The sequence below is a fragment of the Herbaspirillum sp. GCM10030257 genome (assembly GCF_042666555.1).
Taxonomy (GTDB): domain Bacteria; phylum Pseudomonadota; class Gammaproteobacteria; order Burkholderiales; family Burkholderiaceae_D; genus Noviherbaspirillum.
The window spans coordinates 1-21,385 of record NZ_JBHTDH010000022.1; the positions used below are offsets into that span (position 1 = coordinate 1).

Below are 21,385 nucleotides of genomic sequence, written 5' to 3' on the forward strand. Positions count from 1 at the left end.
CATAGTTGAGGCCGGGGCCGCCGTATTGCTCGGGGATGGTGGGGCCGAGCAGGCCGAGTTCGCCCATTTCGCGGAAGATCGCCGGATCGGTTTTTTCATGGCGGAAGGCTTCCAGCACGCGGGGTTGTAGCTTGTCCTGGCAATACGCATTGGCGGCGTCGCGCACCATGCGTTCGTCGTTGGTCAGCTGCTGGTCCAGCAGCAGCGGATCGTCCCAGTGAAATTGCACTTTCTGGTCGAGAGGCCTCAAGTTAGCTCCTTGTTCGGTTGAAGTATCAGATTTCTAATTCGCCACTATCATCCGGTGGCGGTAGTCGATAGGTTGCTGGCGTACGGCTTAACTTGATGGGCGAGCCTATGCCTCTATAGCCATTCGGCATACTGACTAGCATTTCGCGGTGCGCAGTGTGCGGGTGCTCAAGTGCGCTCTTGACATCAAGGATTGGAGCGCAGGGAACACCTTCTTTCATCAGCCGCTCGGTCAGCGTCTCGCCCTCGAATTCTTGCAGTAGTGCAGTTAGTTGGTCTCGCAACAGGCTGCGATTGGCCGAACGGGAACCGGCGTCATGGAATTCTTTCTCATAGGCGAGGGTAGGCGCGCCCAACACTTTGCAAAGAATCTGAAACTGGCGATCGTTCCCGACTGCCAGGTAGATCGGAGAGGTGCGAGTCGGAAAGCTGTCGTAGGGATAGATGTTGGGGTGCGCATTCCCGGTGCGCACTGGGGTCTTGTCATTCAAGAACCAGTTTGCTGCATGCGGATGGAGCAGTGAGAGTCCGCTATCGTAAAGAGCCGCCTCGACGAACTGTCCCTTTCCGCTGCGCTCGCGTTCGTTGACGGCCAGTAGTATTCCGATCACCGCGTTCAGCCCTGTGACCATATCAACGACCGGCAAGCCGACGCGTAGAGGCTCGCTACCCGCTTCGCCATTGACGCTCATGATGCCACTCATCGCCTGAATTGCGGCGTCGTAACCAGGCAAACCGCCGAGCGGCCCGTCGGCGCCGAATCCACTTACTCGACAGTGGATCAGGCGGGGAAAACGCTCGGACAAAGTCTCGTAGCCTATCCCCCACTTTTCCAGTGTGCCGGTCTTGAAGTTTTCAAGCAGAACGTCCGCATCCGACAAAAGCTCAAGCAAGGTTGCACGACCGGCAGGCTCGCTTAAATCGAGTCGCATGCCGCGCTTGTTGCGATTCAGGCCGAGATAATAAGAAGCGACTCCGTTAAGAAACGGTGGCCCCCATGTGCGGGTATCGTCGCCCTGGGGCGGTTCAATTTTGAGCACGTCCGCGCCATGGTCGCCGAGAATTTGACCGCAATAGGGTCCACCGAGGATACGCGAAACATCGATTACTTTGAGCCCCTGAAGGGCTCCTGTCGCTGTGGTTGTCATAGTTCTTTAGTCCAGTTGTGCACCCGAGCTTTTAACGACATCCTTCCAGCGCGTGACTTCGCTCGCCATAAACGTACGAAGACTTTCGGGATCGGTGCTAGGAGCCATTTCCAGCCCTTGCTTCTCCAGCGACTTTGCCAGCTCCGGCCGTTTCAACGCCGTAGCGAATGCCCGGTTCAAGTTGGCAACAACATCCGGAGGTGTGCCGGCCGGGGCGACGATGCCGAAGAAGACGCTGACGTCGAAGCCTTTGACTCCCTGTTCAGCGACGGTCGGTACGTCAGGCAGGGCGCGTGAAGGACCGCTTGTCGTTACGCCAAGCACGTGCAGCTTTCCGGTTTTGATATACGGCAGTGCGGTAAGCACATCCGTAAAAGCCATGGAAACATGTCCGGCGATGAGATCATTCAGCGCGGGCCCTGTGCCCTTGTAGGGAACGTGCATAAAGTCGGTCCCTGCGAGCTTGTTGAACATAACGCCGGCAAGATGGGACGATGCGCCATTCCCTGACGAGGCATAACTTAGTTTGCCGGGATTCGCCTTGCCGTAGCTTATCAATTCCTTGACATTCTTCGCCGGAATGCCGGGATGTACTACCAGAACGTTCGGCAGGTAACCCAGATTGATAATAGGCGTGAAGCTGCGCAACGGGTCGTAGCTGATTTTCTTGTAAAGGCTTGCATTGATGGCGAGCGGGCCAGACGTGCCAAACAGGATGGTTTGTCCATTCGCCGGCGCCCTGGCAACAAAATCGGCACCGATGTTACCGCCAGCACCGGCGCGGTTGTCGACGATGACCGTTTGTCCAAGAATGTCCTTGAGCTCGTGGGCAATGGCACGTGCCATTGCATCCGTCGGGCCGCCCGGTGCAAACGGAACCACCAGCGTAATTGGCTTGCCCGATGCTGCGTCCTGCGCCAGGATGGCGGGACTGTTAACGATGCCAAGTAAGCCTGCAAGAACGATGGATGCGATTTTCACTGTTGTCTCCTTTATTGCCCTGAGTAGGCGTCGTTTTACTGCTCAAGTAGGTTTAGTGTTGCCGGATCCGCATTTGCATCATCATCAAAGAGCAGCTGTGCTCCTGCGTCACTGTCGGGTTTGAACGGATCCCGCGGCGAGAGGCGGTGCAGAACAACCAGCTGTGCCAACGCCATGCGTTTTAGCGAACCGGTCTTGCTTGCTTCCCATGCCATCGCAATAGCAGAGCTTAGGTGATACAGCGCTGATGCAGCCTGGCGCGCATGGCGGTCGCCTCCCGTTGCGGCGGCCACTTCGGCAAAGCTGGAGGCTTGGGCAACCAGTGCTGAAAACCGCGCACGTACGGCAGGGTGCATGGTCGTCTGTTCCACCAGAGCCGATAGATGGTCCTGAAGTACTGTCAGAGAGCCTTCGCGATTAATTGCCCGAATCACATCCTGCGCGACGATATTGCTTGTGCCTTCCCAGATTGACCCAAGATGGGAATCCCGGAGCAGTCGCGGATCGCTCCACTCTTCAATGTATCCGCAGCCGCCACGTACCTCCATCGCATCGCCCGTCACGCGACGCGCATCGCGACAGGCACGGAATTTCAGCATGGGAGTAAGAATGCGTACTAATGCATATGCATTGCTGTCGCCACCGTCGGCGCGTCGCAGGGCATCCGCAGCCTGGAACATCATGGTACGGGCTTGTTCACCGGGCAGCATTATTTTGGCAAGCTGGCGCTGCATCAGCGGCATGTCAATCAAACGTTTGCCAAACGCCTTGCGGTGGCGCGCAATGTATTGCGCTTCAGCCGCCGCCCGGCGCATCATGCCGGCGGCACGCACACCATTTGAAAGGCGAGAGTTATTCACCATGTCTGCCATCTGCACAAATCCTCGCCCGAGTTCGCCGACAAGGTAGGCAGTAGCGCCTTCAAGACGGATTTCTCCGCTTGCCATAGAGCGGGTTCCGAGCTTGTCCTTGAGCCGGATGATGCGGTAGGCATTGGGAGAGCCGTCTTCAAGTCGGCGTGGTAGCAGGAACAGAGATACACCCCGCATGCCTTCAGGAGCACCTTCCACCCGGGCCAGCACCATCGCAAGCGCGGCGTCCGGATTGGAACAGAACCACTTGTCGCCGCTTAGTTTCCAGATTGCCCCGTCACGCTTTGCCACGGTCGCGGTTGCGGCAATGTCGGACCCTGCACCTTGTTCGGTCATAAACATGGCGCCCTGTGCAAGCGCGTCCAGATCCTGCGATGTCAGCGCCGGGAGATAACGCTCCACCAGCGCGGGATCGCCAAACTTGCGTAAGGTCCTGGTCAGCGAATCGGTCATGGACACCGGACAGCAAAGCCCGAATTCAGCTTGCACGAACAGGAATGTCAGCGCGTATTTGACAGCAGCGGGCATTGGCTCGGACCAGTCGAGCACACCGCCGCGATGTGACATGGCGGCCAGGCCAAACTCGGAATAGGCGATTCTTTCCATTTCCACGTAGGCCGGATGCTTGACGATGCGCTGCAAGTCCTTTCCGGTACGGGTGCGATGTTCCAACGTTGGCGGATTGCGATCGGAGGTCTGGGCCAGGGCGTCGAGGACGCCGCCGGCGAGTTCGCCAAGACGGTGAAGATGGGGCTTGAGATGATCGACGAGCTGTTCAGGGAGATAGAGCCGTAATAGCGATTCCAGCTCGCGGTCTTCGACAAAAGAATTGGTACCAAAGCGGTCCGGAATGGCTTCTTCATGCATAGCGTCGCGGGCAGTCATCGATCGTCTCCGATTACAAAGGTTGTGATTCATTGTGCGATCGGGTTCGATATGCGTCAAATATTGAATTAGAATGATTCAATATTAATTTTTAATCGATGATCGATGGAATTCCGACACCTTAAGTACTTCGTTGTGCTGGCTGACGAGTTGCATTTCGGCAGGGCGGCAAAGCGCCTTGCAATTTCCCAGCCGCCTCTCAGCCTTAACATCCAGCAACTGGAAGCATCGCTCGGTGCGACGCTTTTCGAGCGTAACAGCAAGTCGGTGAAACTGACTCCGGCGGGTGTAGCGTTTCGTGAAATTGCATTCCGGTTGCTAGCCGAAGCAGAGGAGGGCAAGGAAAGGGTGCGGCAAATTGCGAAGGGTGCCGGCAGCCGTGTACGCATCGGCATTGTCGGATCGATGCTGTTTCGCGGCTTGCCTGAGCGGCTGTCCGCCTTCCAAAAAGCACATCCTCGGGTGGATATCGTTCTCTCTGAGGGCAATTCCAGCGAGCAGGTGGATTCCCTGATCCGCGGCCAAATCGATCTTGGCTTTGTCCACACCGCACGAATCCCGCGAGAACTTAGCAGGACGCTTTATGCGTCCGAGCCATTTGTATGCTGTTTGCCGAGCTACCATCCTGCGGCGGAAGGAGAAGCGGTCGATCTAAGCATGCTTTCGGCCGAACCGCTCATCATGTTTTCTCGTGGCGCTTCACCGGATTACTACCAGCGTATTTTGGCGTTATGCGAAGAACAAGGCTTGCAGCCGACTGTCCGGCATGAGGTTCGCCATTGGCTAAGTGTGGTTTCGCTTGTTTCCAAAGGAATGGGCATTGCATTGGTGCCCAGCGCACTTGCCGATGCGGGAATTGGGGGCGTACGGTTTCTTTCAATCGGAGCGTCCAGATACCGGTCCGAGGTCTACGCGGTATGGGACGAGCGACAAATGCCGGCTGTCTTGCCGACATTGATTGAGGCACTCAAGAAAGACTGAAGTACTGCGGATAAGCGCCAGACTTTTCTGCGCTGTGAATGCGGAAGGTGGCAGTGGATGGCGATATTTTTCTGTATATCCTGTCATGTGCACTGATCATTGCCAAGCAGCATGAAACATCTTTCATTGCGTCCTGAGTGATGTCGAAGAATGCCAAAACCGGGTTTTCAACTGCATTTCACACTACTTTCCCACTTCCGTTAAAGTGTTGTCTGATGTGTGAAGGTAAATGCGACATCGGAGCGTGATGAAGTTCCACACCCTGCGTTTGCTTTTATCCCGGCGATGCTGCGAAAGCCTGCTTGCGCCCGGATTTCAAATAATCCCGACCGTGGACAAGGAATATGGATAAGAACGGCAAGGTGCGATCCGAACAGCAGCCGCCAACTGCGAAGCGCGAAGAAGTGTGGTACTTCGGATGGAATATTGTTGGGGCGGCGACTTTACTGACCTTGCTGACCGTGGGTATGCGCCTCGGAATTGGCCCATTCTTCCTTCCAATGTCCCAAGACCTTGGCTTTAGTCGGAGTCTGCTTTCCGGGATCATTGCGATTGGCATGCTTTTTTATGGCTTGGCCATGCCTTTGGCCGGCTATATGGTAGGACGTTACGGAACCAGGTTGGTATTGTTGCTGGGCACAGGGATTGTTACTGCATCTGTCATCTGGTCGGTATCAGCGCGTTCGCCGGTTACCTTTCTTTTAGCGTTTGGTGTACTGCTGTCTGTTGGTCTCGCCTTTACCAGTCCGGTGGCACTTACGCCTGTCATCAGTCGATGGTTCACACGTCAGCGCGGGATGGCGCTGTTTTTCCTGTCAACGGGCTCCATGGCAGGCATGGCTGTCATGACGCCCTTGCTGACATTCGCGATTGAAGCATTTGGCTGGCGAACCACGCTTCTGGGTTTTGCCGCCGTCTTTATTGCAGTCACAGTTCCTACAGCGCTATTTATCATCCGAGACAGTGCTCCGCTCAATACGGATCTTCTGCCAGATCAGATTCCCGTTCAAAATGCGCCGCAACCTGAAGCAGTAGCTGCTTTGAAATTTAGTGAAGCGGTCCGGACGTCTCCATTCTGGAAAATATTTTTAGGTTTGTTTGCCTGTGGTTTCAGCATGAATCTACTAGGTACCCATGGCATGCCGATGCTGATGGACCATGGTTTTGATGCGATGACCAGCTCCATGGGTATCGGGGTGATTGGTTTTGTCGCCATTTTTGGCACGTTGATCCTTGGGCGTTTGTCCGATCGCCTGCCACGCCGGAATATTCTGGCCGCTATCTATTTCATCCGTGGTATCGGGTTCTTTGCATTGCTTCTCGTAGGCACACACTGGGAGCTATATATCGCAGCGACCATAGGCGGTCTTGTATGGGCCGGCAGTATCGCCACCTCGTCAGCGATCCTGGCCGACGTCTATGGAGTCCGTCTGGTCGGTGTCATGTATGGCTGGGCATACCTGGGCCATCAGATCGGTGCGATGATAAGTTCATGGTTGGGCGGATGGGGTTTCGAGGCGTTCGGTACGCACTGGATTGCTTTCGGTACCGCTGGACTTTTGCTCCTGATTGCCGCCACGGTTTCTATGCAATTGCCTGACAAGAGTAAACCCCTAACGGCACGCGGACTCGCAATGTAGTTCCGCGTTCCATATTGTCTCTCGTAGAATCGGGGCGGGCTGGAGCAGAGCTGTTCGGCTTAGGCGAGCGGCAGGGCGAGCCGGGTTAGTTCGGAAAAATACCTCGCGCCTGTCTCAAGTATGCGGTCGTTGAAATCGTAAGTAGCGTTATGCAATGGGATACCGCCGTTCTCGCCGGTAGCGCCATTCCCGATAAATATAAAGTTGCCGGGAACGACACGCAGGAATGCACCGAAATCCTCGGAGATCATCATGGGTTTGACGTTGGCGTCGACGCGCGATGTGCCAACGATGCGCGCCGCCGCGTCGACCGCCAGCTGAACATATTCAGGTGAATTGATCGTTGGCGCGAATTCATGGGTGTACTCAAAATCACAATCAACGCCATGGGCCTGGCAAACGCCCATGCAAATCTCCCGCATACGTCGTTCCAGCAGGGCTTGGACTTCTACGTCGTAGCTGCGGGTGTCTCCCTTGATGACCACATTGGAGGGAATCACATTTCGGATGCCGTCAGTGACGAACTCGGTGCATGAGACCACGGCCTGCAGGCCGGGATCCACGTTGCGTGAAACCACCGTTTGCAGTGCCAGTACGATTTGTGCGCCGGCGACGATGGGGTCTGCTCCCATATGAGGTCTGGCTGCGTGGGTGCCGCGTCCCCTGATCCTGATCACGAAGTTGTCCTCGCTAGCCATGATGCCTTCGGGGCGAGTCGCGAAATCACCTGCAGGAATGCCGGGCATGTTGTGGGTGCCGAATATTGCGTCGACGGGAAACCGCTCGAACAACCCATCACTGATCATTGCCTTCGCTCCGCGGCCATGCTCTTCCGCCGGTTGGAAGATGAAGCGCACAGTCCCGTTGAAGTTTCGCGTTTCCGCAAGAATCCTCGCTGCTCCGAGAACCATTGCCATATGCCCATCGTGGCCGCAGGCGTGCATTTTCCCCGTATGGCATGAGGCATAAGGACGCTTGGCCGCGTTTTCGGAAATGTTGAGGGCGTCCATGTCCGCGCGCAGACCGATCACCCGGTCGCTCGTGCCGACTTTTAGGTTGGCCACCAGCCCTGTGCCGCCAATACCGCGGTGGACTTCCATTCCCAAACCGCTGAGCACAGCTGCAACATAGTCGGAAGTCTGGAATTCCTCAAAGCCGGTTTCCGGGTGCTGATGAAGATGGTGGCGCCATGTGATGAGCTCGTCTTGCAATGCATGTTCCATGGTTGTTCCTCTTGGGTGCGGGTTAGGCAACTGGGTATGATAGATAGTCCGCCTGGCGCTTCAGGACCTGGGCGGCTGAAACGCCTGTCAAATCGGCATAAACCGACGGTGCGGTCGCTCCTTCCGTGTTGATGAGAAGAATCCGAGCGTCGCTGTTCAAGCCGATCATTTCCGCACTCTTCTTATCCTTGAGAAGGGCAACAAGTCCGGCCAAGCCCGCTGCTCCTGATTCGCCCGCGACTATCGGAACATCGCCGTCGCATCCCGACGCCAGCCACTGCATTGCATTCACGGCGTCACTATCCTGAATGGTCTGGAAGGCATCGATGCGCGGCTGAAGAATTTTCCAGGCTAGCGGGGAAGCCTCGCCGCAGGCTAACCCGGCCATTACAGAATCCACCGTTCCGGTGGCCTTCGAGGCGGCATTCCGGATCGCGCTCTGCATCAGGCAATCTGCCTGCTCCGGTTCCACGACCACGAACCTGGGACAGTGCTCGCCGTGATACTCCCAGAAATAGCTGGCCAGCCCGGCTGCCAGGCCGCCGACTCCGCCTTGCAGGAACACATGGGTGAACGCCGGATCTGCCCGGCCGCCAGTGGTTTGCTCGATCACCTCTGCCACGATGGTTCCATACCCTTGCATGACATCGCGCGGGATGTCCTCGTAGCCGTCATACGACGTGTCCGAAACAACGAACCACTTATTTTTCGCAGCAAGCCGCGCGGCCTTATTGACGGATTCGTCATAGTTGCCCGAGATGCGAATGATCCTGGCGCCATATGCCGCGATGGCTTGCTCCCGCTCCGCGCTGACGTGGGCGTGCAGCACGATGACGCATCGGCAGCCGAGAGAGCGTGCCGCTGCCGCGAGTGCCCGACCGTGATTGCCGTCGGTTGCACTGATGACGGTCAAGTCTTGCAGAAGCGCGTGATGCTGCCCCCGAAAGAGGTCGGCTGCCCTCAGATTTTCGGCCGGCCACAGGCGGCGGACCAGCCTGATCAGTGCAATCGGTGCACCCAGTGCCTTGAAGCTGCCCAGCGTTGACCGGACGGATTCGTCCTTGACAGCGACTTCCGCGACGCCGAGTCGCTTTGCTGCAGAACGAAGTGACCAGAGGGGCGTCTCGCCTTGCCGTAACTGATCCCACTGCCGAAGCCATGCGCGGCTCTCCTCTGCTGCCTCAACGTTCAGGATTCTCGCCAATTCAGGCGGGTAGGTTTCGCGAGTGACGTTTTGATTCAATACCAACATAAGCTTATTCCCCACTTTTTCATAACGGCCACCTCGTCGTAAGGCCAAGGGTAGGGTGAAATTTTATTTACATTGAGGTGTAAAACAGACTTAATATTGGACATCACAGCGCAATTTCATTGCAACTTTGCACGTTACGACGGAAGAATTATGCTCACCGAACTTGATGCCTACGACAGGAAGATTCTTGCTGAAATGCAAAAGGACGCGACCCTACCGCAAAACGAGTTGGGTGCCCGCGTCAACCTCTCGGCTGCTGCGGTAAATCGCAGGCTTCGGCGGCTTATGGAAACAGGTGCGATCACTCAATGCACGGCGATGGTCGCACCCGGTGCGGTCGGATACGGGCTATCAATCATTGCGACCGTAGAGGTTGAGAGCGAGCAGATCGATCTGCTCGACGACATGAAACGCACCTTCGCTAAATGCCCGCAGGTCCAGCAGTGTTATTACGTGGCAGGGGAGTGGGATTTTGTGTTAGTGCTTGCCGTGAAGGACATGGATCAGTACAACAACCTCACGCGCAGCCTGTTTTTCGGTAACAACAACGTCAGACGCTTTAAGACGCTCGTGGCGATGGATCGCGTGAAAGTTGGGCTGACGGTGCCTATCGACTAGGCAAAGCTTAGTTCAAGCAAATAAGATAAAAGATACTGCACGGCCTTTGGCAGGACTGATACGCCGTATATCGTGCCTGGACATCGTTGGCAATTCCGGTGTAAGTCGTACCATCAACGCATTCAATCTTTTAACTAAACCAGTTCAGGTAAACGGCCTTTACTGCTCATCTTCATCTTCATCTTCTCGGTCAGGTTCAACGGCGTTTCCGTTACCCACTGGCGCGATCCTGCTTCGCATTTTTCGGACAAGGCTGCCGATCTTTTGCTGCAATCGCTCTGCCATTGCCTTTTCTGCTGGGCCGAGGAGGGGCTCTATTTCCCTTACCGCCATTGGGATCGCAGTTTCGACTTGTACCGCCATCTCGCGTGCGATTTTTTCAACATACTTAGGTCCCACACGGACCGACTCGGCCAACGCACGGATCTGTGGCGGGCCAATCTTGCCAGGCTCTGTCTCCCCGCCGACGGTGAATGCAAAGTTCTGTCCAAGTCCTGGATATACGCGAGTGCTCATGAGGTCGTAGAAAGGAGCGAGGCGTAATCCTTCGTCCGTGGCGATCATCGACAAGTTCTTGGCATGCGAGTCATTGTTGCCCACATAGAGATTGAAGAACAGCCATCTCAGCAAATTGCGTTGATCGACGGCCGGACGTGCGGAGTCCTTGACGATCTCAAAACAGTCCCGGAACGATGGACCGCCGTCTGCCTCGTATTTCACGTCAGAGGGTTTTCCGGCAATTTGGCAAAAGTCAGCCTGCCAAAGCCGCCTTAACAATCCGTCTTCCCGTAGCACCCGATCATACCGCTCAACCAGGCATGCTTTAACAACGGGTTGGTACGTGACCTTCGCCGTTGGTAGTTCGCAGAGCTGTGCTGCGCGCATGACGATCGTCTCGTTGACAGCAGAAGCGAAAATTTTGATATCTGGCCGCACCATGTCAGGCTTCAGGATATGCGTCGACGGCGCCGAGCCCATTGGTCGCAAGGGGTGTCCGTCTTCAGTGAGGGATACCGGCATTTTGAACTGCGCGCCTGAGATCGAGATGCGTGGTTTTGGTAGATCTGCAGCTGCTTTCTCGACAGCGGCGCGCTCTCCGGCGAGCTCTCCATCAGCGTGGATCAATGCGTTGACCTGTTCCCAGGTTAGACGTTGATAGATCGGGTGCTGTGGCGCCTGCCCTTCGGGAAGGAGCACAACTGAGCCGGCGGTATCTCCGCCAACCATCGACAGCATCCCAAAAACGCTGGAGACGTGATGGCGCAGGCTAATGATTTTCCGCTGGTCGCCTTCCGGGAGCAAGTTTTCGAAAAATGCATAGACCTGCGCAGAATCATTTGAACCCGGCACGAGCGGCAATGTTGCATGTAATGCCGTAGCCCCGGCCCGTTCGAGCCAGCTGTTTGCGTAGCTAAAGCTCAGAGGGTCCGTACGATGCAACGTACCGACCAGTTCATCCTCCATGTAGACCGAAAGAGCAGTTGGCACGGCTTTATCGCTCATGACTTACCTTTTTTTCTGATCACAATTTCAAGGCCTAGAAGAGCAAGAATATCCATCGCTTTTTGCATTTGAACCGTCTTTTTCCCTTTCTCAAGGTCCACAATAAAGCGGTTACCCACACCACCAAGCCCAGCAATGTCCAATTGCGTCATGCCTTGGCTTTTACGCACTTGTTGGACGACGAACCCTATATCCTCCATCCTTGAAACAGTAATGGGAAAGTCGGCCTCATTCCCGATCGGTAATTTCTCTTCCATTTTATGCCCTATTCTTGGTTTAAAATGACCGCTCGGTAATTTTAATGCTGGTGAGCTGTTCTTTCAATTTAAAAATGACTGATCGGTAATTTTGATGGCTAACAGCCTCTTGTGGTTCCATATCGTTACCGATCGGTCATTTTTAGGGGCGTGCCCATGATGAACCAGCCGTTGGCTGGAACCACAATGGAAGCACATTTGGCACAGTTCGAATAAAGCGCCAACTTTAAACAAATAGCAATTCCTGAAAAGCGGGCCACAGGTATAACGGTGTAAAGGCTTTTCCAATCGCGTGTAAAGGCGGCTTATGAACCTCGAAAAGGTGATATTTGCGTTTTTTATCGTTTTTGCAGCAACGCTCAACTTTGGTTTTTTCATTGGCGATATTGATCGCCCAGAGTTGCACAATGTTTATGAACTGTTCGCCGCCATTATCGTCAATTTAATCGCGACAATACTGAAATTTGGTGACCGTACGCAGATCGGCGCAGTGCTTTTATCCACTAGCCTGGTTGCGGATATTCAACTGATTGCGGCGGCGGTTATCTGGACCGTTGTCGTGCATGTGACCGGCGCCGGCATGACACCCGAACATACGGCCAGTGTCGTTTCCTTATCCGGCGGAGCGCTTTTAGCCAATATCGTCTCGCTCATCATGCTCATTGTTGAAACAGTCATGATGCGGCGTTAATCGTGAATAGTGTATTTTTCCTGATTCTGCGGCGCATGAGGGCGCCACTCATCGTGCTTGTCGTCCTCTACGCAGTGGGAGTACTGGGATTGACCCTCGTTCCCGGTGAGAACGAGGATGGGACGGCGGCACCGCCCCTTGGTTTTTTCCACGCCTTCTATTTCATCAGTTACACCGCCACAACAATTGGTTTTGGTGAGATCCCCAAGGCCTTCTCCGATGCGCAACGGCTGTGGGTCACGGTATGTATCTACATGACGGTCATTGCATGGACCTACTCGATCTTCACCGTACTGGCACTGCTAAAGGACACCGCGTTTCTACAAACCTTGGTCGCTTCCCGTTTTGCCCGGCGTGTAAAACGTATACAAACACCTTTCTATCTGATTTGCGGATGTGGCGAGACCGGCAGTCTTATCTGTCGCGCTTTTGATGTGTTGGGTTATGACTTTGTCATTCTGGAGAAAAATGAACTGCGGGTTGAAGAACTGGATATGGAGGACTTCATCACGAATGATCCGGTTCTTGCAGCTGACGCCCGCATGTCGGACTATTTGCTGATGGCGGGCCTGCGCCATCAGAAATGTCGCGGAGTGCTGGCTGTGACCAACGATGAACAAGCCAATCTTGCGATCGCCATCAATGTACGCCTTCTCAACCCCGACATCACTGTTCTCGCCCGGGTACGGAGCCCATTGGTCGCTGCCAACATGGCCACATTCGGCACTCACCATATCGTGGATGCCTATGAGAGGTTTGCCGAATACCTGGCGATGGCAATTTCCTCCCCAGAGCGATTTCGTCTTATTGAAATACTGACCGCGCTGCCAGGGACACCGCTGCCGCAAGTGCACCGTCCGCCGCGCGGGCATTGGATCCTTTGTGGTTACGGTCAATTTGGAAGCGCGATTACCCGCTTTTTTGCATTACCCGGCGTTAAGCTGTCTATTATTGATCCGAAGGGAGAGGCCCCTGAGAATTTTCAGATTCTGCGGGGGACCGGAACGGAAGCAAGCGTCCTGAAAGAAGCAGGCATCATGGAAGCCCGCGGTATTGTGGCCGGCAGTGACAACGATATCAGCAATCTCTCCATCGCCATGATGGCCAAGAAGCTCAATCCGAACATATTTATTGTGGCGCGCCAGAACCAGGCCGCCAACGATGTACTGTTCAATATATTCCGGCCCGATTTCAGCATGGTGCATACGCGCGTCGTGGCGCAGGAATGCATTTCGATCCTTACCACGCCGTTCCTTGCACGTTTTCTCGGCGCAGTGCGAGGCGCTGACGAAAGCTGGTGCAAGAAAGTCTCCTCCCGTCTGGAATCCCTCTGTGACGGCCTCGTACCGGAAGTCTGGGACGTGAAGATTGAGGAGCACATTGCGCCGCCGGTACACAAGGCACTGATGGACCACCAGCCTATCTGTGTCGGCGAGTTAATGCGGGACAATGCGGACTGGAAGGCGGTCTTGCCAGCCATCGTCTTGATGATCGTGCGGCAAGGGGAGCATCTTCTCCTTCCGGACGATGACGTCAAGTTGAAGGCAGGCGATGCACTGTTGATTGTCGGCCGGCACGCTGCTCGTTCTGCGCTACATCTGACACTGCAAAATGCGAATGCTTTAGATTACGTTCTTACCGGTCGGGACAGGCGCGGAGGCTGGTTGTGGCAATTCCTTTTCGCTAAACGCTAGCGGTGCTGTCCACTCTTCCACTGATGATCCGGCTGTCCAGATCAATGACGTGGCACGAGAGCGGGTTTCATATTGATGTACTGTCGCCTCGGGCCGCCTTGCCGCGCCGGGCGGCGTTGCTTGTCGCTTGTTTGGCCCGCTACACGGCGCTCCGCGCGCCTTGCCCTGCACGCCAAAATCGACCCGCTTCTCCGCACACCAATATGAAACCCGCTCTTGGGGATAGTGGCGCATCTGCTTGCAACCACTGCCTTGACGCGTCACCGCTTCTCGCCCAATATTGCCAATTGGAAAACATAACTGCTTCGACAAACACAGGCTTTAGGGGGACGGATGGTGACTGGCGCCGCTCCTGTGTAAACCAGCGGCATGAAGGAATACGATGAACCTACGCTTTCTGGAAACATTCGTCTGGCTCGCTCGAATTCGTAATTTCCGGCTGACTGCAGAGAAGCTTCACACGACGCAGGCGGCCGTGTCCAGCCGGATCGCGACCCTTGAACAGGAACTTGGCGTGCGCCTCTTCAACCGTGCCGACCGCGAAGTGACGCTGACGTTGGAAGGAACCAAGGCACTGATCTATGCCGAGCGTCTGGTGAATACTACCCAGGAGATGCTGGAGAACATGAAAGACCCGGCACTGTACACCGGGGTGGTACGCATCGGCGTGATCGAATCCATTATCCACTCCTGGTTTCCCGACCTGATGACGCGCATACATCGCACCTATCCTCATCTGGAAGTGGAGCTGGCAGGGGATACAACCATACGGTTGATCGAGCAATTCAACAAAGGGCATCTCGATGTCATCCTGCAGACCGACCCCGTGTTCGAGACTAATGTACAGAATTTGCCCCTATGCGATTTCCCGATGCGCTGGTTTGGCGCAACCGGATTGAATCTCCAGGGTGATGTACTGACCCTGGCCGATATCGCGACGTTTCCGATCCTGAGCTTTTCGCGTAATTCAGGTCCGCATCGGTATCTGGAACGGCTGTTCAAGGACAAAACCGAGAAGCCGGTCAGGATCAATTGCATGACGTCGGTGTCTGCGATGGTGCGGCTCGTCGTCGACGGCTTCGGCCTCGCCATGCTCCCGCCTGCCATCGTGCAGAAAGAGTTGGCCAGTGGGAGTGTGTCTGTCCTGCGCATAGATAGCGACATGCCAAACATGTCCCTTATTTGCTCTTACCGGTCGCGATCGGAAACGCGGCTGTTTCAGCAGATCGCCATTGCTGCGCAGCAAAGTGCACAGGATTTTGCGCGTGGGCTACCGAGAGAAGTAGCACGCATGCCCTCGACAGAAGTGCCGGGTGATCCATGGGCACTGGCAAGGCCATAAATTTATTTGATCGGAAATGGAAAAAATTTCTTGTTTGCTTTGACAATTCGTCGGAGTCAGAATAGATAATTGTTAATACAACCATCTGGCTCCTATGAACGCTGACAAGGAACGCGGCTTACTCTGCATCTGGACCGATGTTGATCGTGAGCACGAACTCGATTTTAATCGCTGGTATGACCGTGAGCATATGCAAGAACGTGTCGCAATTCCCGGCTTTCAAAGCGCACGACGTTTTGCCGCAGTCAGTGCCTGTCCAAGGCCGTATCTGGCGCTTTACTATACGGACAGTCTTGATACTTTCCAATCCGAAGCCTATCGGACCGCATTTGCAAACCAGACCGCCTGGTCGCTTGAGAACTTCAAACGCATGCGCGGCACACAGCGGCGTGTCGGTCGTTTGAGTGTGGAGTATGGTGAAGGAGAGGGTGGAGCGCTCGCCTTGTTTGTGGTGCCGGAAGACATCCTCGGGCAAGCAAACACCAGGAATCAGTTGCGGCAGAGACTACGGGATCTGACCAGCGAAGATCACATCATACGCACGACATTGCTCGAGACCGATGCGGCCTTGTCCACGCCGGTAACGGCGGACGCAAAGCCGGCACCAGCGGATGCCCTTGTGATGATCGAAGCTACCCGCCCGGAAATTGCACAGCAACATGCGCAGGCGTTATCAGAATCCGTCGGACTGCCCTCGGAAGAAGTCTATTCGTTTCAGTCGCTCTGGCGGCTTGCTTCCTAAAATAACTTGGAGAGAGACTCATGACCCTGAACCGCCGCTACTTCCTCACCGGCATCGCCGCCTTGTGCCTAAGCCTGTCATCAGCCCATGCTGCTGAACGCTGGAACATGTCCGCCGAGCAGCCCGATGGTAACTACATTACCTCTGTCGCGCGTGACTTTGCGGCTGACGTAGCCAAGGCTACCAATGGCGAACTCGACATCAAGATTCATTCCAATTCGGTGCTGTTCAAGCGCGCCGATCTCAAGCGTGCAGTCCAGACCGGTCAGGTGCCGCTCGGCGACGTGCTGGTTTCAGTGCTGGGCAACGAGGATGCCATCTTTGAAGTTGATGCGGTTCCTCTGCTGGCACGCGACTTCGACAGCGCCTGGAAGTTGTGGCAGGCAAGCCGCGCACAGATGGAGGCGCGCTTGCAGAAGCAAGGCATCAAGCTGCTCTATAGCGTGCCATGGCCACCGCAGGGTATCTACACCAAGGTGCCTGTCAAGCAGATGTCCGACTTCAAGGGTATGAAGTTTCGCGCTTACAATGCCGCTACTTCGCGCCTGGTTGAACTGATGGGCGCCTCGCCGACCACGGTCAACTCCGGCGACGTTCCGCAAGCGTTTGGAACCGGCCTTATCGAAGCAATGATCACGTCGCCGGCTACCGGCGTCGACTCCCAGGCGTGGGACTTCGCCAAGTATTACTACGACGTGCAGGCTTTCATCCCGAAGAACGTGGTCATGGTCAATGCACGTGCGTTCGCACGGTTGCCCCAGGCTTCTCAGAAGGCAGTACTGGCGGCTGCCGAACGTGCTGAAAAGAAAGGATGGGAAGTGGCACGCACCAAGACCAGTGAGTTGACTCAGACTCTGGCCAAGAACGGCATGGTTGTCGGCCCGACGCCTGAAGCAATGCAACCGGAACTGGCCAAGATCGGTGCAGTAATGGCTGAAGAATGGCTGAAGAAAGCCGGTCCCGAAGGCAAGGCGATACTTGACCAGGCTAAGCGTTAAGCAATGACGTTCCTGCATCGGTTATACCGGCTCTCCGGGCTATTGTCAGCGACAGCGCTGGTACTGATCTGCGTGTTGATCATGGCGCAGGTCGTCGCTCGGAATTTTGGCTCGACAGTGCGTGACGCGGAAGAGTTCGCCGCCTGGGCGATGGCCGCAGCGGGCTTTCTCGGCTTGCCTTATGCGTTGCACTGTGGGTCTCATATCCGGGTGGAGGTGGTAATGCGCTTTCTTCCGCAGCGCCTCCATCAGCCGATGGAAGTTCTGGTATCGGTTATCGGCCTGCTGCTGGCAGCTTACCTGGCTTGGTATTGCACTGCGTTTGTGATTGAAAGCTATCAATTCAATGAGGTGTCGCAGGGCTTGATTGCGGTACCGCTGTGGCTGCCTCAGTTACCAATGGCGATTGGCACGATCCTGCTGATGGTGGCGTTTGGAGAGCGGCTGGTGCGAGTGCTGCGGCATGAAAATTTTGAAATCGGTGCTGGCGAAGCGAGGAGCGAGTAATGGAAATGATGTGGCTCGCAATAGTGCTCACTGGCGCATTAATCGTGCTTTTAAGCATGGGCGTATGGATTGCGCTGGCGCTGATCGCCGTCGGTATCATTGGCATGGAGGTCTTCGCCGGGGCTCCCGGCGGATCCATCCTCGCGACAAACAGCTGGGCGTCAAGCGCCAGCTGGACCATGACGGCCCTGCCATTGTTCATCTGGATGGGCGAAATTCTGTTTCGCACCAAGCTGTCGGAAGACATGTTTACGGGGCTGGCACCATGGGTGGACAAGCTGCCGGGTCGTCTGCTGCATGTCAATGTCCTTGGGTGCGGTATCTTTGCTGCGGTCAGCGGATCGTCCGCGGCGACAGCCGCCACCATAGGTCGTATTTCCCTGCCTGAGCTCAAGTCGCGTGGTTATCCGGAAAGTATCTCCATCGGATCGCTGGCAGGATCGGGTACGCTGGGGCTCCTGATTCCACCTTCAATTATCATGATTGTGTATGGCGTCGCAGCCCAGATCTCAGTAGCCCGGCTGTTCATCGCCGGGGTGTTGCCAGGGCTGCTCCTGATGGCCCTGTTCTCTGGATACATCCTTCTTTGGGCCGGCCTGAACAAGGAGAAGATTCCTGCTGCAACGTTGAAGATGAGTTTCGTCGAGAAACTTAACGCTTCAAGAAGCCTGATTCCAGTAGTGCTTTTGATCATCGGCGTCATCGGCTCCATCTATGCGGGATATGCAACAGCCACTGAGGCCGCTGCTATCGGCGTGGTCGGCGCACTGTTGATCGCAGCGTTGTCGGGGATGCTGACGCGTGTCACTTTTGTGGAAAGCCTGCTCGGCGCGGTGCGAACTTCGACGATGATCTTCTTCATTCTGTTGGGCGCGGCCTACCTGACTTCGGCGATGAGTTTTACCGGTCTACCTGCAGCGCTTGCGAACTGGATTGCCGGCGTGGGCATGCCAGCCTGGGCGCTGCTGGCGGCGTTAACCTTGTTCTTCATCGTACTAGGCTGCTTTCTTGATGGTATTTCGATCGTGTTGCTGACGACTTCGGTGATTTTGCCGGCGGTCCAGGCTGCGGGAATCGATCTGCTCTGGTTCGGTATCTTTATTGTTCTTGTCGTCGAGATGGCACAGATCACGCCGCCTGTCGGCTTCAATCTATTCGTCGTGCAGAGCATGAGTGGAAAGGACATCTTCACGATAGCAAAGGCTTCGTTTCCATTTTTTGTTCTGATGATCGTTGCCGTCGCGGTGATCACAATATTCCCGCAGATTGTGTTGAGCCTGCCGAGTGCCATGGTGGCACGTTGAACATGTTGACGAAAGCGATTCATGTCCCTTCCTCCTAATACCCTGGATTACTGGCGCGGTGAACTGCACAGCGGACGTGTTAGCAGTCGAGAACTTACTGAACTTGCGCTGCAGGCCGCATTGAACTCGGGTGAAGCACAGGCAACCTTCATTGCAGTGCACGCCGCCACCGCGAGAGCCACGGCCGACGCAATGGACACATTACGTGCGGCCGGGGTGCCATTGCATCCACTGGCAGGCATTCCCATCTCGATCAAAGATCTCTTCGATGAAGCCGGGCAAATCACGCGTGCAGGTTCGGTGGTTCGAAATGACGCTTTGCCGGCTTCACGCGACAGCACCGTCGTCGAACGCCTGCGGCAGGCGGGTGCGGTGATCATCGGACGCACCAATATGACTGAATTCGCGTATTCGGGCCTGGGTCTGAATCCGCACTACGGCACGCCACGCAATCCCTGGGATCGTGAAACAGGAAGGATTCCCGGTGGTTCATCATCGGGCGCCGCCATATCGATCACTGAGGGTGCCGCCGTCGCTGCGATTGGTACCGACACCGGGGGGTCTGTGCGCATTCCTTCCGCACTCTGCGGGCTGACCGGATTCAAGCCAACTGCGAGGCGTGTGCCCGACACTGGCGTATTGCCGCTATCGACCAGTCTTGACTCGATCGGTCCCCTTGCCCGCAGCGTATCCTGCTGTGCCCAGCTCGACGCGATACTGTCTGGAATTTCCCGTTCGGATCTGCGGCTGACATCGCTCGCTAACCATCGTTTCGCCATACCGCGCACCCTTGTGTTTGACGGCATTGATGCGACGGTGAGCGCAGCGTTCGAAGCGGCATGCGGCACGTTGTCGAAGGCGGGAGCAACACTAGTCGAGATTGAGGTTCCTGAGTTTGCTGAACTTGCACATATCAACCGGCACGGAGGCTTCATTGCCGCCGAATCCTGGACCTGGCATGCCGATATGATCGGGAAACGTGAAGCGGAATATGATCCTCGAGTGGCGGTACGGATTCGTAGAGGCGCTGCAATGAGTGCCTCGGATTACATTACGCTACTCAAGGATCGCAGGCGCTGGAGCGCGGGTGTGCATCAGCGCCTTACGGATGCGGGTTGCGATGCGTTTTTGATGCCGACCGTACCGGTGATCGCGCCGCCGATCGCCGCACTGCGTGATAGCGACGAACTGTACACCTCCACCAACCTGCTCATACTGCGCAATCCAACACTATTCAACTTCGTTGATGGCTGTGCGCTGAGCCTTCCTTGCCATAAACCCGGTGATGCGCCGGTTGGTCTGATGCTCGGGGGCATGCAGGGGCAAGATGAGCAAATATTAATGCTTGGCGCGGCCATTGAGGCAGCGCTCTAGCAAGCCACCTGAATCTTTAAGGCAGGATTCTGGCGCATGCCTGTCTGCCGTTACACGATAAGGAGATGCAATGGCAGACAGGATTGCTGTCATTCTTGGCGGCACCGGCATGGTCGGTGCCAATATGGCGCAACTGCTGGACAAGGTGGGAGGATGGGACGTGACCATCGTGTCGCGCCGTCCGCCCCAGTTTGAAACCCGGGCCCGTCATGTCGAGTGTGACATGAGCGACCCGGCCGATTGTGCAGTGGCACTAGGCCAGTTGACGCAGGTCACGCACATCTTCTGGACGGGGCACGCGACCGGTACGCGCTGGGTGGACAAGGCTTCCAGGGATACAGACCTGTTCCGAAATGCCATGACGTCGATCTTGCCAGGTGCCAGTCGCCTGGAGCACGTTTCGCTGTTGCAGGGTTCGAAATATTACGGTCGCCACCTGGGCCCATTCAAGACACCGGCCAAGGAGAGCGATGCGCGCCACTTTCCGCCGAACTTCTATTACACGCAGGAAGACCTGCTCAAAGAGCTTACACGCGGCAAGCCATGGACTTATTCGCTGATGCGGCCGCATATCGTCTGTGGCTACGCACGCACGGACATCAATCTGCCCAAGCCGATCGCCGTCTACGCAACCCTATGCAAGAAATTGGGATTGCCGTTGCGCTTTCCAGGACCGGAAGCCGCATTTCGTGCCATCCATTGCGCAAGTGATGTCGAGTTGCTGAACAAAGGCATGCTCTGGGCGGCCACCACGCCTGCGGCCGCGAACGAGGCTTTCAACATGGTCAATGGCGACCATTTCCGGTGGCAATATCTATGGCCGCGGATCGCGGAATACTTTGAACTCGAGAACGGTGGGGTACAGCAGATCGATCTCGAACTCATGATGGCGGACAAGGAAGACCTATGGAATGAAATCGTGCAGGAGCATGGCTTGCTGCCGACGCCATTTTCCGAGGCCGCCAACTGGGCGTTCGCCAATTATGCATTTGCCCCGACCTGGGACATCATGCTCGACAACACGAAAGCAAGAAAATACGGATTCCAGGAGTTTGTCGATTCGGAAGACATGTTCATCCGCATCTTTGACAGCTTCAGGCAACAACGCTTCATTCCCTGAGTTC

General features: G+C 55.7%; 20 protein-coding genes. 12 read left to right on the plus strand and 8 right to left on the minus strand.

The window, feature by feature from the left end; translation table 11 throughout:
- The 4 genes from ACFQUU_RS22935 to ACFQUU_RS22950 all read right to left on the minus strand — a co-directional run.
- A partial coding sequence (locus ACFQUU_RS22935) for an acyl-CoA dehydrogenase family protein (protein WP_382250439.1) occupies window positions 1-250 on the minus strand: 250 nt, incomplete at its 3' end.
- A 25-nt stretch (window positions 251-275) separates the two neighbouring features.
- On the minus strand, window positions 276-1,397 hold the full coding sequence (locus tag ACFQUU_RS22940) for a CaiB/BaiF CoA transferase family protein (RefSeq protein ID WP_382250440.1): 1,122 nt from the start codon (window positions 1,395-1,397) through the stop codon (window positions 276-278).
- Between the two features lie 6 nt (window positions 1,398-1,403).
- Window positions 1,404-2,378 carry a Bug family tripartite tricarboxylate transporter substrate binding protein gene (locus ACFQUU_RS22945; RefSeq protein WP_382250441.1) on the minus strand — a complete coding sequence of 325 codons (975 nt, stop codon included), beginning with the start codon at window positions 2,376-2,378 and terminating at the stop codon, window positions 1,404-1,406.
- A gap of 35 nt (window positions 2,379-2,413) precedes the next feature.
- Window positions 2,414-4,135, minus strand: a complete 1,722-nt coding sequence (locus tag ACFQUU_RS22950) for an acyl-CoA dehydrogenase family protein (RefSeq protein WP_382250442.1) — start codon at window positions 4,133-4,135, stop codon at window positions 2,414-2,416.
- A gap of 105 nt (window positions 4,136-4,240) precedes the next feature.
- Between ACFQUU_RS22950 and ACFQUU_RS22955 the strand changes: the two genes are divergently transcribed.
- Complete coding sequence (locus ACFQUU_RS22955) at window positions 4,241-5,116, plus strand: LysR family transcriptional regulator (protein ID WP_382250443.1); 876 nt, start codon at window positions 4,241-4,243, stop codon at window positions 5,114-5,116.
- A gap of 344 nt (window positions 5,117-5,460) precedes the next feature.
- The gene (locus ACFQUU_RS22960) at window positions 5,461-6,756 is read left to right on the plus strand and encodes an MFS transporter (protein WP_382250444.1); all 1,296 of its coding nucleotides are present in this window, start codon (window positions 5,461-5,463) and stop codon (window positions 6,754-6,756) included.
- Window positions 6,757-6,815: 59 nt separating this feature from the next.
- Here the strand turns inward: ACFQUU_RS22960 and ACFQUU_RS22965 are convergent, their stop codons facing one another.
- Both ACFQUU_RS22965 and ACFQUU_RS22970 read right to left on the minus strand, forming a co-directional pair.
- Complete coding sequence (locus ACFQUU_RS22965; protein WP_382250445.1) at window positions 6,816-7,979, minus strand: M20 aminoacylase family protein; 1,164 nt, start codon at window positions 7,977-7,979, stop codon at window positions 6,816-6,818.
- 22 nt (window positions 7,980-8,001) lie between these two features.
- A complete protein-coding gene (locus ACFQUU_RS22970; protein WP_382250446.1) occupies window positions 8,002-9,231 on the minus strand; it encodes a diaminopropionate ammonia-lyase in 1,230 nt (409 codons plus the stop codon).
- 150 nt (window positions 9,232-9,381) lie between these two features.
- Here ACFQUU_RS22970 and ACFQUU_RS22975 point away from each other — a divergent pair, with 150 nt between their 5' ends.
- On the plus strand, window positions 9,382-9,849 hold the full coding sequence (locus ACFQUU_RS22975; RefSeq protein WP_382250447.1) for an Lrp/AsnC family transcriptional regulator: 468 nt from the start codon (window positions 9,382-9,384) through the stop codon (window positions 9,847-9,849).
- A gap of 159 nt (window positions 9,850-10,008) precedes the next feature.
- Here the strand turns inward: ACFQUU_RS22975 and ACFQUU_RS22980 are convergent, their stop codons facing one another.
- Both ACFQUU_RS22980 and ACFQUU_RS22985 read right to left on the minus strand, forming a co-directional pair.
- Entirely contained in the window at window positions 10,009-11,352 is a 1,344-nt protein-coding gene (locus ACFQUU_RS22980) for a type II toxin-antitoxin system HipA family toxin (RefSeq protein WP_382250448.1), read from the minus strand.
- Window positions 11,349-11,609, minus strand: coding sequence for a helix-turn-helix domain-containing protein (locus tag ACFQUU_RS22985; RefSeq protein ID WP_382250449.1), 261 nt, complete (start codon window positions 11,607-11,609; stop codon window positions 11,349-11,351). Before ACFQUU_RS22985 ends, ACFQUU_RS22980 begins: the two co-directional genes overlap by 4 nt.
- 307 nt (window positions 11,610-11,916) lie before the next feature.
- Between ACFQUU_RS22985 and ACFQUU_RS22990 the strand changes: the two genes are divergently transcribed.
- The 9 genes from ACFQUU_RS22990 to ACFQUU_RS23030 all read left to right on the plus strand — a co-directional run bounded on the left by ACFQUU_RS22990 (window position 11,917) and on the right by ACFQUU_RS23030 (window position 21,381).
- A complete protein-coding gene (locus ACFQUU_RS22990; RefSeq protein WP_382250450.1) occupies window positions 11,917-12,300 on the plus strand; it encodes a DUF6394 family protein in 384 nt (127 codons plus the stop codon).
- Window positions 12,301-12,302: 2 nt separating this feature from the next.
- A complete protein-coding gene (locus tag ACFQUU_RS22995) occupies window positions 12,303-13,994 on the plus strand; it encodes a potassium channel family protein (protein ID WP_382250451.1) in 1,692 nt (563 codons plus the stop codon).
- 382 nt (window positions 13,995-14,376) lie between these two features.
- The gene (locus tag ACFQUU_RS23000) at window positions 14,377-15,336 is read left to right on the plus strand and encodes a LysR family transcriptional regulator (protein WP_382250452.1); all 960 of its coding nucleotides are present in this window, start codon (window positions 14,377-14,379) and stop codon (window positions 15,334-15,336) included.
- Window positions 15,337-15,430: 94 nt separating this feature from the next.
- Window positions 15,431-16,078, plus strand: coding sequence for a hypothetical protein (locus ACFQUU_RS23005; RefSeq protein ID WP_382250453.1), 648 nt, complete (start codon window positions 15,431-15,433; stop codon window positions 16,076-16,078).
- A gap of 20 nt (window positions 16,079-16,098) precedes the next feature.
- Window positions 16,099-17,076 (plus strand): TRAP transporter substrate-binding protein, encoded by a 978-nt coding sequence (locus ACFQUU_RS23010; RefSeq protein WP_382250454.1) that lies wholly within the window; start codon window positions 16,099-16,101, stop codon window positions 17,074-17,076.
- 3 nt (window positions 17,077-17,079) lie between these two features.
- The gene (locus tag ACFQUU_RS23015; RefSeq protein WP_382250455.1) at window positions 17,080-17,583 is read left to right on the plus strand and encodes a TRAP transporter small permease; all 504 of its coding nucleotides are present in this window, start codon (window positions 17,080-17,082) and stop codon (window positions 17,581-17,583) included.
- On the plus strand, window positions 17,583-18,887 hold the full coding sequence (locus tag ACFQUU_RS23020) for a TRAP transporter large permease (protein WP_382250456.1): 1,305 nt from the start codon (window positions 17,583-17,585) through the stop codon (window positions 18,885-18,887). Before ACFQUU_RS23015 ends, ACFQUU_RS23020 begins: the two co-directional genes overlap by 1 nt.
- Window positions 18,888-18,908: 21 nt before the next feature.
- Complete coding sequence (locus ACFQUU_RS23025; RefSeq protein ID WP_382250457.1) at window positions 18,909-20,261, plus strand: amidase; 1,353 nt, start codon at window positions 18,909-18,911, stop codon at window positions 20,259-20,261.
- 70 nt (window positions 20,262-20,331) lie between these two features.
- Window positions 20,332-21,381: an SDR family oxidoreductase gene (locus ACFQUU_RS23030; protein ID WP_382250458.1), complete on the plus strand. Its 1,050-nt coding sequence runs from the start codon at window positions 20,332-20,334 to the stop codon at window positions 21,379-21,381.
- The last annotated feature ends 4 nt before the right edge of the window (window positions 21,382-21,385 follow it).